13 protein-coding genes are annotated in these 13,122 nt (G+C 71.8%); 4 read left to right on the plus strand and 9 right to left on the minus strand.

The genetic code is table 11. The features are described 5' to 3' along the window. The first annotated feature begins 66 nt into the window (after nucleotides 1–66). On the plus strand, nucleotides 67–1,404 hold the full coding sequence (locus tag ACFC0G_RS26690) for an enolase C-terminal domain-like protein (RefSeq protein ID WP_376407471.1): 1,338 nt from the start codon (nucleotides 67–69) through the stop codon (nucleotides 1,402–1,404). A gap of 36 nt (nucleotides 1,405–1,440) precedes the next feature. Here ACFC0G_RS26690 and ACFC0G_RS26695 read toward each other — a convergent pair whose 3' ends face one another. The 7 genes from ACFC0G_RS26695 to ACFC0G_RS26725 all read right to left on the minus strand — a co-directional run bounded on the left by ACFC0G_RS26695 (nucleotide 1,441) and on the right by ACFC0G_RS26725 (nucleotide 5,642). Beyond that, complete coding sequence (locus tag ACFC0G_RS26695) at nucleotides 1,441–2,352, minus strand: MBL fold metallo-hydrolase (protein ID WP_376407473.1); 912 nt, start codon at nucleotides 2,350–2,352, stop codon at nucleotides 1,441–1,443. Nucleotides 2,353–2,463: 111 nt separating this feature from the next. After that, entirely contained in the window at nucleotides 2,464–2,760 is a 297-nt protein-coding gene (locus ACFC0G_RS26700) for a hypothetical protein (protein WP_376407475.1), read from the minus strand. A 116-nt stretch (nucleotides 2,761–2,876) separates the two neighbouring features. Then, a complete protein-coding gene (locus ACFC0G_RS26705) occupies nucleotides 2,877–3,188 on the minus strand; it encodes a DUF202 domain-containing protein (protein WP_376407477.1) in 312 nt (103 codons plus the stop codon). 7 nt (nucleotides 3,189–3,195) lie between these two features. Next, complete coding sequence (locus ACFC0G_RS26710) at nucleotides 3,196–3,591, minus strand: YidH family protein (RefSeq protein ID WP_376407479.1); 396 nt, start codon at nucleotides 3,589–3,591, stop codon at nucleotides 3,196–3,198. Nucleotides 3,592–3,644: 53 nt separating this feature from the next. Further along, the gene (locus ACFC0G_RS26715) at nucleotides 3,645–4,160 is read right to left on the minus strand and encodes an NUDIX domain-containing protein (protein ID WP_376407481.1); all 516 of its coding nucleotides are present in this window, start codon (nucleotides 4,158–4,160) and stop codon (nucleotides 3,645–3,647) included. A 27-nt stretch (nucleotides 4,161–4,187) separates the two neighbouring features. Further along, on the minus strand, nucleotides 4,188–4,952 hold the full coding sequence (locus ACFC0G_RS26720) for a glucose 1-dehydrogenase (RefSeq protein WP_376407483.1): 765 nt from the start codon (nucleotides 4,950–4,952) through the stop codon (nucleotides 4,188–4,190). Between the two features lie 60 nt (nucleotides 4,953–5,012). Continuing rightward, nucleotides 5,013–5,642: a TetR/AcrR family transcriptional regulator gene (locus ACFC0G_RS26725; RefSeq protein WP_376407485.1), complete on the minus strand. Its 630-nt coding sequence runs from the start codon at nucleotides 5,640–5,642 to the stop codon at nucleotides 5,013–5,015. 106 nt (nucleotides 5,643–5,748) lie between these two features. Here ACFC0G_RS26725 and ACFC0G_RS26730 point away from each other — a divergent pair, with 106 nt between their 5' ends. The 3 genes from ACFC0G_RS26730 to ACFC0G_RS26740 are packed head-to-tail and all read left to right on the plus strand — an operon-like array spanning nucleotide 5,749 to nucleotide 11,224. Continuing rightward, nucleotides 5,749–7,404: an FAD-binding dehydrogenase gene (locus tag ACFC0G_RS26730; protein ID WP_376407487.1), complete on the plus strand. Its 1,656-nt coding sequence runs from the start codon at nucleotides 5,749–5,751 to the stop codon at nucleotides 7,402–7,404. A 32-nt stretch (nucleotides 7,405–7,436) separates the two neighbouring features. Beyond that, nucleotides 7,437–7,856 carry a hypothetical protein gene (locus tag ACFC0G_RS26735; protein ID WP_376407489.1) on the plus strand — a complete coding sequence of 140 codons (420 nt, stop codon included), beginning with the start codon at nucleotides 7,437–7,439 and terminating at the stop codon, nucleotides 7,854–7,856. Then, entirely contained in the window at nucleotides 7,853–11,224 is a 3,372-nt protein-coding gene (locus ACFC0G_RS26740) for a HEAT repeat domain-containing protein (protein WP_376407491.1), read from the plus strand. Before ACFC0G_RS26735 ends, ACFC0G_RS26740 begins: the two co-directional genes overlap by 4 nt. On the opposite strand, the gene ACFC0G_RS26745 is transcribed toward ACFC0G_RS26740, so the two are convergent. Further along, nucleotides 11,212–11,643: an ASCH domain-containing protein gene (locus ACFC0G_RS26745; RefSeq protein WP_376407493.1), complete on the minus strand. Its 432-nt coding sequence runs from the start codon at nucleotides 11,641–11,643 to the stop codon at nucleotides 11,212–11,214. The two genes, ACFC0G_RS26740 and ACFC0G_RS26745, sit on opposite strands and share 13 nt — an antisense overlap. 52 nt (nucleotides 11,644–11,695) lie before the next feature. Continuing rightward, nucleotides 11,696–13,093 (minus strand): GntP family permease, encoded by a 1,398-nt coding sequence (locus ACFC0G_RS26750; protein WP_376407495.1) that lies wholly within the window; start codon nucleotides 13,091–13,093, stop codon nucleotides 11,696–11,698. Nucleotides 13,094–13,122 lie beyond the last annotated feature (29 nt).

Genomic DNA, 13,122 nt, shown 5'->3' on the forward strand with positions numbered 1-13,122 from the left:
GAGGGGGGCCGGGAAACCCCGTACCGCACTCTGGCCCTGGATCGCATCCCTGAATAGGGTTCACATATGGATGCGCTGAAGCTGCTCGTCGACGAAGTCCGGCTGACCCCGATCCTCATCTCCGACCCGCCCCTCCTCAACGTCCAGGGTGTCCACCAGCCCTTTACGCCCCGGCTCGTGGTGGAGGTGATCACCAGGGGTGGGGTGATCGGCCTCGGGGAGACGTACGGCGACGGCGTGTACCTCGACCTCGCCCGCTCCCTGGCCGAGGCCCTGCCCGGCCATCCGGTCACGGACGTGAACTCCCTCTTCGGTCTGGCGGCAACCGCCGATCCGGTGGGCCCGGAGGCCGAGCGCGATGCCGCGGACGTCGACGCCGGCGGGCTGCGCGGCGTCAGGACCGCCGACAAACTCCGCCTCTCCGTCGTCTCCGCCTTCGAGACCGCCTGTCTCGACGCCCTCGGCAAGACCCTCGGCCTGCCCGTCCACGCCCTGCTCGGCGGGAAGGTCCGCGACACCGTCGAGTACAGCGCCTATCTCTTCTACCGCTGGGCCGCCCACCCGGGCGCGGGCCCGTCGGGCGGCCCGTCGGGCGCCCCGACGGGCCACCCGGCGGACGACTGGGGCGCGGCCCTCGACCCCGCCGGGATCGTCGCCCAGGCCCGCCGCTTCGACCGGCTGTACGGCTTCCGCTCCTTCAAGCTCAAAGGCGGGGTGTTCGAGCCGGAGCGGGAGATCGCCGCGATCCGCGCGCTCGCCGAGGAGTTCCCCGGCCGCCCGCTCCGCCTCGACCCCAACGGCGCCTGGTCCGTGGAGACCTCCCTCGCCGTCGCGCGCGAGCTCAAGGACGTCCTGGAGTACCTGGAGGACCCCGCGAGCGGCACCGGCGCGATGGCCGAGATCGCCGCCCGTACGGACGTGCCGCTCGCCACCAACATGTGCGTGACCACCTTCGAGGAGGTCCCGGAGGCCTTCGCGAAGGGAGCGGTACGGATCGTCCTCTGCGACCACCACTACTGGGGCGGGCTCCACCGCACCCGCGAACTGGCCGCGCTCTGCCGCACGTACGGCGTCGGGCTCTCCATGCACTCCAACACCCATCTGGGCATCAGCCTCGCCGCCATGACACAGGTCGCCGCCACGCTGCCCGAGCTCGACCACGCCTGCGACACCCACTACCCCTGGCAGACCGAGGACGTCGTCACCACCCGGCCCGTCTTCCGCGCCGGCCGGCTCGCGGTCTCCGACGCGCCCGGCCTCGGCGTCGAGCTCGACCGGACCGCGCTGGCCGCCCTGCACCGCCGCTGGCTCGACGACGACGGCACGTTGCGGGAGCGCGACGACGCGGCGGCGATGAGGGTCGCGGACCCGGGCTGGCGCACGCCCCGGGTCCCGCGCTGGTGAGACGCCCTCGGGGCAGGGCCCGGGGGAGCAGGGCGCTCACGCGTGGCAGGCCACCGGCACCCCGCCGTTCATGGCGGCCATGTCGCCGAACACCGCCGCCGGGTCCAGCGGCGACCCCTCCGGCAGGCCGTCCAGCTCCGCGTACGCCCGGTGCAGGTTCGCGACGAGCCGCTCGCTCTCCTGCCACGCGGCGAACTCCCCGAGCTCCGCGCCCCGCGCCGTCTCCAGCGGCGTCGCCCCCTTCGCGTATCCCTCGGCGGCCAGCTCCCGCACCCAGAGCAGGTACCGCTCCGTCGTGTCGTACGCCGAGGGGTCGGTCACGCGCCCGTGCCCCGGCACCACCGTCGGCGCGTCGAGCGAGCGCAGCAGGTCGAGCGCGCGCAGCGACCCGGCGAGCGACCCCATGGGCAGGAAGGGCGTACCGCCGTGGAAGACCAGGTCGCCGGTGAAGACCACGCCCTGCTCCGGGAGGTGCACGATCGAGTCGCCCGTGGTGTGCGCCGGGCCGGGGTGGATCACCCGCACCTCGATGTCGGCGACGTACAGCGTCAGCAGCTCGCGGTACGTGACGGACGGCGGCAGGATGTCGACCTGCCCGAAGTCGGTCTGCGGCCACAGCAGATGGAGCTGGTGCCCGGCGGCGAGCTGTTCGGTCCGGCAGTTCTCGTGCCCGACGATCCGGGCCTCGGGCCGGAAGACGCCGTTGCCGTACGTGTGGTCGCCGTGGTGGTGCGTGGTCACGATGGTCCGGGGCAGCGGCAGCCCCTCCGCGAGGACCGCCTCGCGCAGCAGTCGCGCCCGGCGCTCGGTGGCGGCGGTGTCGACGAGGAGGGACTCGCCCGCGTCGCCGAGGAAGCCGGCGTTGTTCAGGCACCAGCCGCCGTCGGGCTGGACGAAGGCGTGGACGTTCGGCGCGAGCGCGACGACGTAGGGATCGGTGGCAGACAAAAGGGGTTCCCCCGGCTGAGAGCTCAACTGGACAGGGGAAGAGTGCCAGTTGGCCGCAGCCAGGGAAAGCCGGGGGAAGCCGGGGGAAGGCAGCCCGGGTCGAGGGCGGTGTCAGTGGTCGTCCCAGTGGTTGCCGTGCGGCGCGTGCCGGTGTCCGTCGTGTACGTAGTCGAGGTGGTCGCCGTGCGCGACGGCGGTGTGTCCGCACTCCGGCCCGTGCGTGTGGTCCGGGTGGGTGTGCGCGACGTGCGCGGTGGTCTCGCACTCGTCCCAGTGTCCGGCGTGCTCGCGGTGCAGATGCCCGTTGTGGGCGTAGTCGACGTGGTCCCCGTGGGTGACGGCGGTGTGCCCGCACGCCGGGCTGTGGGAGTGCGCGTGCGTGGGGTGCTCGTGGTGGAGAACGGTCATGGCGTGGCCTCCGTGACGGGGGCGGCTGACCCTCTCAGGCTAGTCCCGTACGCGCCTCTCGTCCCGATTCACCCGCTTCACCCGCCTCACCGCTCACGGACCGCCGCCGCCCCGGTTCACCAGATCAGTGCCGCCCCGAAGACGGCCAGCGCGATCGTGCAGCCCGCCGCGAGCAGCGCGCCCCGGTGGGAGAGCGAGCGCGGCCGGGCGGTGCTCAGGGAGTGGATCCGGCGGTGGGCGACGGCCAGGAAACCGATCCAGACGAGCGCCGACAGCGCGAGCGCGGCCAGCCCCCTCGTCGTCGTGGTGTCGTCATGGAGCGCCAGTTTCACGGCCAGGACCGCCACCACCGTCCACGACAGGGTCGTACGCCGCCAGGCGAGGCGCGTCCGCTCCGGCTGGAGCCCGGGGTCGCGGGCCTCCGTCACCGCCCGGTCACCGCCCCGTCCAGCCGAAGACCACGACCACCACCATCGCGAGCGCCACCACGGCCACCGCGATGCTCAGCACCGCGGGGAACCGGGACGCCGGCAGGTCCTCGCCGCGCCGCATCGCCCGCTCGCAGCGCACCCAGTGGTTGACCGCCCGCAGCGCGCACAGCACCCCGGCCGCGAGCAGCGAGAGCGCGAGCCCGACCCGGATGCCCCAGCGCAGGTCCGGCAGGAACTGGTCGACGGCGAAACCACCGCCGACCAGGGCGAGAGCGGTCCGGATCCAGGCCAGGAAGGTCCGCTCGTTGGCCAGGGAGAAGCGGTAGTCCGGCGTCTCCCCCTCGTCCCGGATCCGCTGCGGCGCGAACCACAGCCGCAGGCTCTGCACAAAATCGCTCACACGTGCACCCTAACGGCCGGGTGTTCGGCCCGCCCGGCCCGCCCGGTGCCCCGTCACCAGCTCCCGTGCGCCCTCAGCCGCTCGTACGCGGCCGTGCCGTCGGGCACCCACTCCCAGGAGCCGAGCCGCGCGGCCAGCTCCCCGTCCGTCAGGAAGGCGTGCCAGGCGACCTCCTCCACCTGCGGATCCACCGGCAGCTCGCACCGGACCTCGTACACCGCCGACCACCACTTCCCGGCGACGCCCCCGGAGTCGTACAGGAACTTCAGCACCGGCTCGGGCCGGGGCAGCCCGGTGACCCCCAGCTCCTCCTCGGCCTCGCGGAGCGCGGCCTCGTCGTAGGACTCGCCCGCCCCGACGACCCCGCCGACGAACATGTCGTACTGGGAGGGGAAGAGCAGCTTGGTCGGCGTCCTGCGGTGGACGAAGGTCCGGCCCTCGGCGTCCCGGACCCGGACGAAGACGCAGCGATGGATCAGGCCCCGCGCGTACACCTCACCGCGCGAGGCCTGCCCGATCACCCGGTCGTGCTCGTCGACGACGTCGTGGATCTCTTCAGCGGCACTCATGACGCCATCCAAGCAGGACGGCCGCGGTCACTGCCCCATGACGTACTTGACCGTCGGACCGGTGGTCCAGCCGCCGTCCACCGCCAGCTCCGCGCCCGTCACGTACGAGGCGGAGTCCGACAGCAGGAAGACGACGGCGCCCGCGATCTCGTCGGCCTCGCCGACCCGGCCCATCGGCGTGTTCGGGTACTTGCCCTCGCCGCGCTCGATGCCGACCGAGGCCGTCATCGGGGTGTACGTCATGCCCGGGTGGACGGAGTTGACGCGGATCTTCGCCGTGCCGAGCTCCACCGCGCCGATCTTCGTCAGCCCGCGGACGCCCCACTTGGAGGCGCCGTAGCCCGCGGTCAGGGCCAGGCCCATCAGGCCGGCGGCCGAGGAGATGTTGACGATCGAACCGCCGCCCGCCTCCTTCATCGCGGGGATGGCGGCCTTCATGCCGATGAAGACACCGGTCAGGTTGATGTCGAGGACCCTGCGGAAGTGCTCGACGGACTCGGTCTCCAGGAAGGCGCCGGTGGAGATGCCCGCGTTGTTCACCAGGCCGTGCAGCCCGCCGAACTCCGCCACGGCGAACGCGACGGCCGCCGCCCACTCCTCCTCGGAGGTCACGTCGTGGTGGAAGAAGCGCGCCCGGTCGCCGAGCGCTTCGGCGGTCGCCTTGCCGTCCTCGTCCAGGACGTCGGTGACGACGACGTTGGCGCCGGCGGCCACGGCCTGCCGGGCGGCCTCGGCGCCCAGGCCGCGAGCGCCGCCGGTGATGAGCACGGTCTTGCCGGTGAGGTCGTTCATGAGGGGATCCCTTCGGGGTCTGCGAGTGTGTTGCTGTCGCGTTGCTGTCGCTGTCGCTGTTCAGACGCTCCGGGGCTGTGCGGCCCGGAGAAGCGCGGTGGTCGTCTCGACCAGATCGGCGAGGAAGAGCGCCTCGCCCGTGAGGGGCTCGGTGCCGTCGAGGTACTGCCGGGCCCGGTCGGCCATGGCCGCGCCCACCACGGTCAGCGCCAGGTCGAGGCGCTCCAGGAGTAGAGGCTCGGGCAGTCCGGAGGCGGCGAGCCCGTCCGCCATCCGCTCGATGAGCTGCCAGTAGACGGTGCCGTCGAGCGTGGGGTGCGGGGTACGGGTGCGGATCCCGCTCTCGTGGCTGAGCTGCGCGGAGATCCGCAGGCAGCGGCGGCCCCTGTCGGTGCGCAGCTCGCTCGCCTCGGCGGTGACGAGGGCGGCGACGAGGCCCTTCAGGTCGTCGCCGGCCGCGTCGAGCAGCGGCGCGAGCACCTGGCGCGTACGGGCCTGGCGACCGGCCATGACCGCGTCGAGCAGCCCGCCGCGCGAGCCGAAGTGGTACTGCACCGCGGAGGGATTCGCCTGCCCGGCCAGGGCCACGACGTCCCGCAGCTGCGCGCCGTCGACGCCTCGGGCGGCGAAGAGCTCCTCCGCCGCGCGGATCAGTTTGTCCCGGGTCTCGGGTCCCGACGTCCTCGCCATACGAGCATATTAATGCTCGACATTAGAAAACGGAAAGAGCGGGGACGAGGAGACGGGAGCGGCGAAACGGTTGACTCGATACATCCGTGTATCCAAGATGCGATCCATGTCCTACGACGCTGATGTGATCGTGATCGGGGCCGGCCTCGCCGGGCTCGTCGCCACCGCCGAGCTGGTCGAAGCCGGCCGCACCGTGATCCTCCTCGACCAGGAACCCGAGCAGTCCCTCGGCGGCCAGGCCCACTGGTCCTTCGGCGGCCTCTTCCTCGTCGACTCGCCCGAGCAGCGCCGGATGCGCGTCAAGGACAGCCACGCCCTCGCCCTCCAGGACTGGTTCGGCACCGCCGGCTTCGACCGGTCCGAGGACCACTGGCCGAGGAAGTGGGCCGAGGCGTACGTGGACTTCGCCGCCGGCGAGAAGCGCTCCTGGCTCCACGCGCGCGGCGTGCGGTTCTTCCCGGTCGTCGGCTGGGCCGAGCGCGGCGGCTACGACGCCAACGGCCACGGCAACTCCGTACCCCGCTTCCACATCACCTGGGGCACGGGCCCCGGCCTCGTCGCCCCCTTCGAGCAGCGGGTCCGTGAGGGCGTCGCCCGCGGCCTCGTCCAGCTCCGCTTCCGCCACCGCGTCACCGCGCTCGGCCGCACCGCCGGCGCGGTCGACACCGTCACCGGCGAGATCCTGGAACCCTCCACCGCCGCCCGGGGCACGGCCAGCACCCGCGAGGCCACCGGCACCTTCGAGCTCCGCGCCCAGGCCGTGATCGTCACCTCCGGCGGCATCGGCGGCAACCACGACCTCGTCCGCGAACAGTGGCCCGCCCGCCTCGGCACCCCGCCCGCCAGGATGCTCTCCGGCGTCCCCGCTCACGTCGACGGCCTCATGCTCGGCGTCGCCGAGAAGGCCGGCGCCCACCACATCAACCGCGACCGGATGTGGCACTACACCGAGGGCATCGAGAACTGGAACCCGATCTGGGCCCGGCACGGCATCCGCATCCTGCCCGGACCGTCCTCCCTCTGGCTGGACGCGACCGGCAAGCGGCTGCCCGTCCCCCTCTTCCCCGGCTTCGACACCCTCGGCACGCTCGAACACATCATGCGGACCGGCCACGACCACACCTGGTTCGTCCTCGACAAGCGGATCATCGGCAAGGAGTTCGCCCTCTCCGGCTCCGAACAGAACCCCGACCTCACCGGCAAGTCGATCCGTGACGTCATCGGCCGAGCCCGCGCCGACGTCCCGGGACCCGTCCAGGCCTTCATGGACAAGGGCGCCGACTTCGTCGTCGAGAACGACCTCTCCGCCCTCGTCCGCGGCATGAACGCCCTCACCGACGAGCCGCTCATCGACGAGGACGCCCTCCGCCGGGAGATCACCGCCCGCGACCGCGAGATCGCCAACCCCTTCACGAAGGACCTCCAGGTCACGGCGATCCGCGGCGCCCGCAAGTACCTCGGCGACAAGCTCATCCGTACGGCCGCCCCGCACCGCATCCTCGACCCCAAGGCCGGCCCCCTGATCGCCGTCCGCCTCAACATCCTCACGCGCAAGTCCCTCGGCGGCCTGGAGACGGACCTCTCCTCCCGCGTCCTGACGGAGAGCGGCGAACCCCTGGAGGGCGTGTACGCGGCGGGCGAGGCGGCCGGCTTCGGCGGCGGCGGAGTCCACGGCTACCGCTCCCTCGAAGGCACGTTCCTCGGCGGCTGCATCTTCTCGGGACGGGCGGCGGGAAGGGCGGCGGCACAAGCGGTCGGCTGACGACGGGCCCGCCGCCGGGGCAAGATGACGGAGTGACAAAACGCTTACTGTGCACTGTCATTGGCGGAATCACGGCCCTCGGCGGCCTGGCGGCCTTCCTCGTCCTCCAGGGCTTGGACGAGGCCGACAAGTGGAGCAGCGTCCTCAGCCTCTTCTTCACGGTGGCGGGCTTCGCCCTGGCCCTCGCGGGCTTCGTTCCCCGCGGCTCCACCCAGTCGGCGGACCACGCGGTGACGGGCGGCGCCCTGCACCAGATCCGGAACGTCACGGGGGACGTGGTCATCACGGGAGGCGGCGCCACGGGGAGCACCCCGCCCGCCACCCCACCGGCTGAGGGCCAGGGGAGCGGCTCCACCCAGTCGGCCCACGGCGCCCGTGCGGCGGGGGACGTGCACCAGATCGACGGGGTGGACGGCTCGGTCCGCATCGAGCCGCCGAGGCCGACGCCGTGAGGTGGTTCTTCGGGCGCGGGAAGCCGTCCGGGCCGGCGGCTCAGTCGGCGTCGGGTGCGACGGCCGGGGGCGACGTCACGCTCATCAGCCACGTCGGGGGAGACGTCACCGTCATCTCGGCCGGCGGGCGGCTGCCGACTCAACCGGGGCCGCCGGAGATCGAGACGGCCCGAGCGCAGTACGCGACCCGCGTCCGTCAGCGCTACGGCCGTCTGGACCTCGAAGTCCTCACCCCCCTCCGGGAACAGGGCGAGCACCCCGCCGTCCACCTCCGCGACGTCTTCGTCCCCCAGTCCGTACGGGCCGACCCGCCACCCGTCGAACTGCCCCAGGAACTCCTGCGCCGCCTGATGGACCCGACCGAGGCGGAGCTCCTGGACCTGCCGCCCGGCATCGACCGGGAAACGGTCGAACGCGTCCGCCGCGCCTACCAGGAGCGCCCGCCGCAGGACGTCCTCGACGTCCTGACCGCCCCGGAACACGACCGCGTCGTCATCCTCGGCCACCCGGGCGCGGGCAAGTCGACCTTGGCCCGCTATCTGACCCTGGCCCTCACGGCCCCCGAACCGCAGCAGGGCCTGGAAGCGCTGCACGGCAGGCTGCCGCTGATCGTCGAACTCCGGGAGTATGCGCAGGCGGCGTGGCGCGAGAGCACCTTCGAGGCGTACCTCGCGCACCAGTACACGACGGAAGGGCTCGGACTGCCGCCCGAGGTGCTGGCGGCCACCCTCGACGGCGCAGGCCCGTACACCTCCCTCGTGATCTTCGACGGTCTCGACGAACTCTTCGAGAAGGACATCAGGGACGCGGTCAGCCGCCGCATCGCGGGCTTCGCCGCCCGCCACCCCCGGGCCCGCATCGTCGTCACCTCACGCGAGTACGGCTACCAGCGGGCCGTCCTCGACGGCGCGGGCTTCACGAACTTCATGCTCCAGGACCTGGACCGGGAGCAGATCGGCGCCTTCACGGAGCAGTGGTTCGCCCTGGCGTATCCCGAAAGCCCCGAGCAGGCCCGGAAACTGATCGAGCGCGTCACCACGGCCGTGGACTCCTCCACCTCCGTACGCGAACTCGCCGGCAATCCGCTCATCCTCACGATCCTCGCGATCATCGGCCGCCGCCGCGAACTCCCGCGCGACCGGCGCACGGTGTACGAGCACGCCGTCGACGTCCTGGTCGAGCACTGGGACCCGAGCAAGTACCTCAAGGACCGCCAGGTCGAGGAACACCTCCCGTACCTGGCGGCCGAGGACAAACGCGAACTCCTCCGGCTCATCGCCCGCCAGATGCAGGAGGGCCACGGAGGCATCTCCGGCAACCACATCGCGGGCCCGGACCTCATCAAGAGTTTCGAGGAGTACCTCAAGGACCGCTACGCCCTGCCCCCGGACCGCGCGGCCACGGCGGCCCGGGTGATGCTGGACCAGTTCCGCCACCGCAACTTCATCCTCAGCCGCTTCGGCGGCGAGATCTACGGCTTCGTCCACCGCACGTTCCTGGAGTACCTGACGGCGACGGACCTGGCCCACCGCTTCAACCACCAGCGGGCCCTGTCGGAGGAAGACCTCCAGAACCTCTTCGCGACGAAGGTCCACGACCTGACCTGGCACGAGACCCTGCTCCTGCTAGTGGGCTCGCTCGACGAACGCTTCGTGGCGGGCGTGATCGACCGGCTCCTGGCACGGCGCGCGCCCGCCGCCCAGACGAGCGGATTCGACGACACGGCGTTCGTCGAGGTCGCGTTCGTGGCCCGCTGCCTGGGAGAGGTCCGCCGACCGGGCGTACTCGCGCCCCAGAGCACGGCGATGGTGAGAGAGGTGATCAGGCTCTTCGAGGTCGCCACGCGGCTGGGCGTGAGCTTCTTCAACCCGTACGAGACCATCGCGTCCCTCGGGCCGGCGCTGCTGGCGCTCGGCGACACCTGGGCGGGCCGGGACGAGTTCCCGCGGTGGCACGAACGATGGAGCCGCGACGAGAGGCATGACGGCGGAATCATGTCGGTCAACTCCACCGAGCAGCTCGCCGTGGACGTCCTCGCGTCCCTCTGGGCCGCGGAGGAGCCGCCGGCGGCCCTGCGCATCGCGGCATCGGCCGTCACGAGCGGCAGCGTCGTGGTGAGGATCGCCGCGGCCCGGCTGCTCCAGCGCCACGCGGACAGTGCTCCGGAGGCACTGGACTCGATCGAGCGATGCCTGCGAGAGGACGAGAACCCCGTGGCGCGATCGACGATCCTGCGAGTCCTGAGGAACGACTTCGGCGCGGCTCCCGGTCTGTCGAAGCGCCTCGCGCTCGAACGGCTGAGCCGCGACACCGACGCGAACGTGCGCCTGACGGCGCTGGGTTGCCTGCCTCGTGAGCGGCCCGCCGACGGCGAGGTTCGCGCGGCGCTCGAACAAGCCCTGAACGACACGGACTCCGGCGTTCGTAAGGGCGCCCTGTACCGTCTCATCGTTCATTCCGAGGGCACCAGGCGTACGGCGCTGATCGAGGCCGGTCTGCGGGACGCCGATCCCCAGATGCGTCTCGGAGCCCTGTCCGCCGTGGAGGAGACCGCGGGCGACGACCCGGACGTCCGTGTACTCGTGCAGGACCGGCTGAGGAACGACGGGGACGCCCAGGTCGTGGCCGCGGCGATCACCGTCGTCCGGTCGATCGGATCGGACGACCCCCGTACCCACGCGCTCCTCCACGACCTCACCGGCCACGAGGACCCCACAGTCAGGAAGGCCGCGCTGCGGTGTCTCGTGGAAGCGGGGGACGGCAGCCACTCCGCCCTGCTCTCCGATCGCCTCGTGCACGACGAGAACGATGGCGTCCGGGATACGGCGCTGAGTCTCTTGGTACGGAATGAGGGGGACGACGCGACGGTGCGGGACGTCCTTCTGGCTCGGGTACGGAACGACCCGAGCCAGGCCTTCCAGATCTACGCCCTCGGCAGACTGGCGGACTTGGACGTCGACGAGGCGCGGGAGCTCGCCATCGAGCAGGCACGGAACCATCCCGCCGGGCCGGTCAGGGCCCGGGCGATCCACCGCCTGCTGACGAAGCACGCCGACGACGCCGACGCGGTCCGCACCGTTTTCGACCTCGCCGCCGGTGACGAGAGCCCCGCCGTACGGATCACGGCACTCCGTCGGCTCGTCGACCGATGCGGCGGTACGCCGGAGGTGGGGGACCTCGCCCGGAACCGCTTCGACGAGGACCCCGACCCGGGCGTACGGGTCGCAGCCCTCCGGTTCATCGCCGACATCCGCCGCGACGACCCCGGGCTCATCCCGCTCCTCCGAGAGGCCGCCGTGGACGACGCCCCCGAGATCCGCGCCCTCGCCGAACGCCTCCTGACCGTCCTCGCCCCTCACCCCACCTGAAGCGACTCCACCACCCGGAACCGCTCCGCCACCACCATCGTCCCGTCGTCCACCAGGAACCCGGGGTCGCCCAGCCCCTCCCGCATCTCCTCGCTGTGCCAGAAGCGCTCGTGGGCCGACCGCCATTCCGGTACCGAGAGATACCCCTCGCCCTCGTCCAGCGCGTGCTGGAGGTCGATCTCGCCGAGCGGCAGGACCCGGACCTCCGTCACCTCCACGACCGCGACCTCGCGGCCGTCCGAGTCGATGAGGGCCGAGCGCTCGCCCACCTCCGGAAGTTCCTCGTTCTCGATCTGCCACTCCACGAGGAGGCCCGTCGTGGAGACCTTCTCGCCGGCCAGCACCGCCGCGACGAGCTGGTCCCGCAGGGGGCCGGGGTAGGCGAGCAGGAAGGGCTTGAGCGCGTGAGGGCCGGTCATGGCCGACAGTCTGTCAGCCACGACCGGCCCGTACGGCCGATTTCGCCCGGGGCTACAACACCAGCGACAGCAGCAGCACGACCACGATGCCCACGACCGAGATGATCGTCTCCATCACCGACCAGGTCTTGATCGTCTGGCCGACGGTCATGCCGAAGTACTCCTTCACGAGCCAGAACCCGGCGTCGTTCACGTGGCTGAAGAAGAGCGACCCCGCACCGATCGCGAGCACGAGCAGCGCCGTCTCGCTCGTCGACATGCCCTCCGCCAGCGGAGCCACGAGCCCCGCCGCCGAGATCGTCGCCACCGTCGCGGAACCGGTCGCGAGCCGGATCGCGACCGCGATCAGCCAGGCGAGCAGCAGCGCAGGGATGGACCAGCTCTTGGAGAAGTCCAGGATCATCTGGCCGACGCCGATGTCGATGAGGGTCTGCTTGAAGCCGCCGCCCGCGCCGACGATCAGCAGCACGCCCGCGATCGGGGCGAGGGACTTCTCGACGGTCGAGGAGATCCGCTCCTTGGTGAAGCCGGCCGCCCGGCCCAGGGTGAACATGCCGACTATGACGGCGGCGAGCAGCGCGATGAGCGGCGAGCCGATGACGTCGGTGACCTTCTGCACGCCGTTGTCCGGGTCGTCGACGACGATGTCGACGAGCGCCTTGACCAGCATCAGGACGACGGGCAGCAGGACGGTCGCCACAGTGGCGCCGAAGCCGGGGCGCTTCTCCAGGTCCTCGGAGGGGCGGACCGGGATCATGTTCTCGGGGGCCTTGATGTCGACCCAGCGGGCGGCGTACCGGGAGAACACCGGTCCGGCGATGATCACGGTCGGGACGGCGACGACGAGACCGAGGGCGAGCGTGACGCCGAGGTTGGCGCCGAGCGCGTCGATCGCGACGAGCGGGCCCGGGTGCGGCGGGATCAGGCCGTGCATCACGGAGAGGCCGGCGAGGGCCGGGATGCCGATCCGCATCAGGGAGTAGTTGCCGCGCTTGGCGACGAGCAGCACGACCGGGATCAGCAGCACGATGCCGACCTCGAAGAAGAGCGGCAGGCCGATCACGGAGGCGATGAGGACCATCGCCCAGGGCATGGCCCGGCCGCTCGTCCTGGCCAGGATCGTGTCGACGATCTGGTCGGCGCCGCCCGAGTCGGCGAGGAGCTTGCCGAGGATCGCGCCGAGCGCGATCAGCACGCCCACGCCGGCGACGGTGTTGCCGAGGCCGGTGGTGAAGGACTTGATGGTGTCGGCGAGCGGCGCACCCGCGAACGCGCCGAGCGCGAGCGACCCGATGGTCAGCGCCAGGAACGCGTGCAGCTTGAACTTGGTGATGAGCAGGACGATGAGGGCGATGCCTGCGAGCACGGCGATACCGAGCTGGGCGTTGCCTGCCGAGGTGATGGGTTCGGCGGCGTCCGCTGCCAGGATCTCGACGCTGAGACTGGTCACGCTGGGTCCTTGGAGGTCAGGGCCGGGGG

This window comes from Streptomyces sp. NPDC056169, assembly GCF_042268445.1.
In the GTDB taxonomy this organism is placed as follows: domain Bacteria; phylum Actinomycetota; class Actinomycetes; order Streptomycetales; family Streptomycetaceae; genus Streptomyces.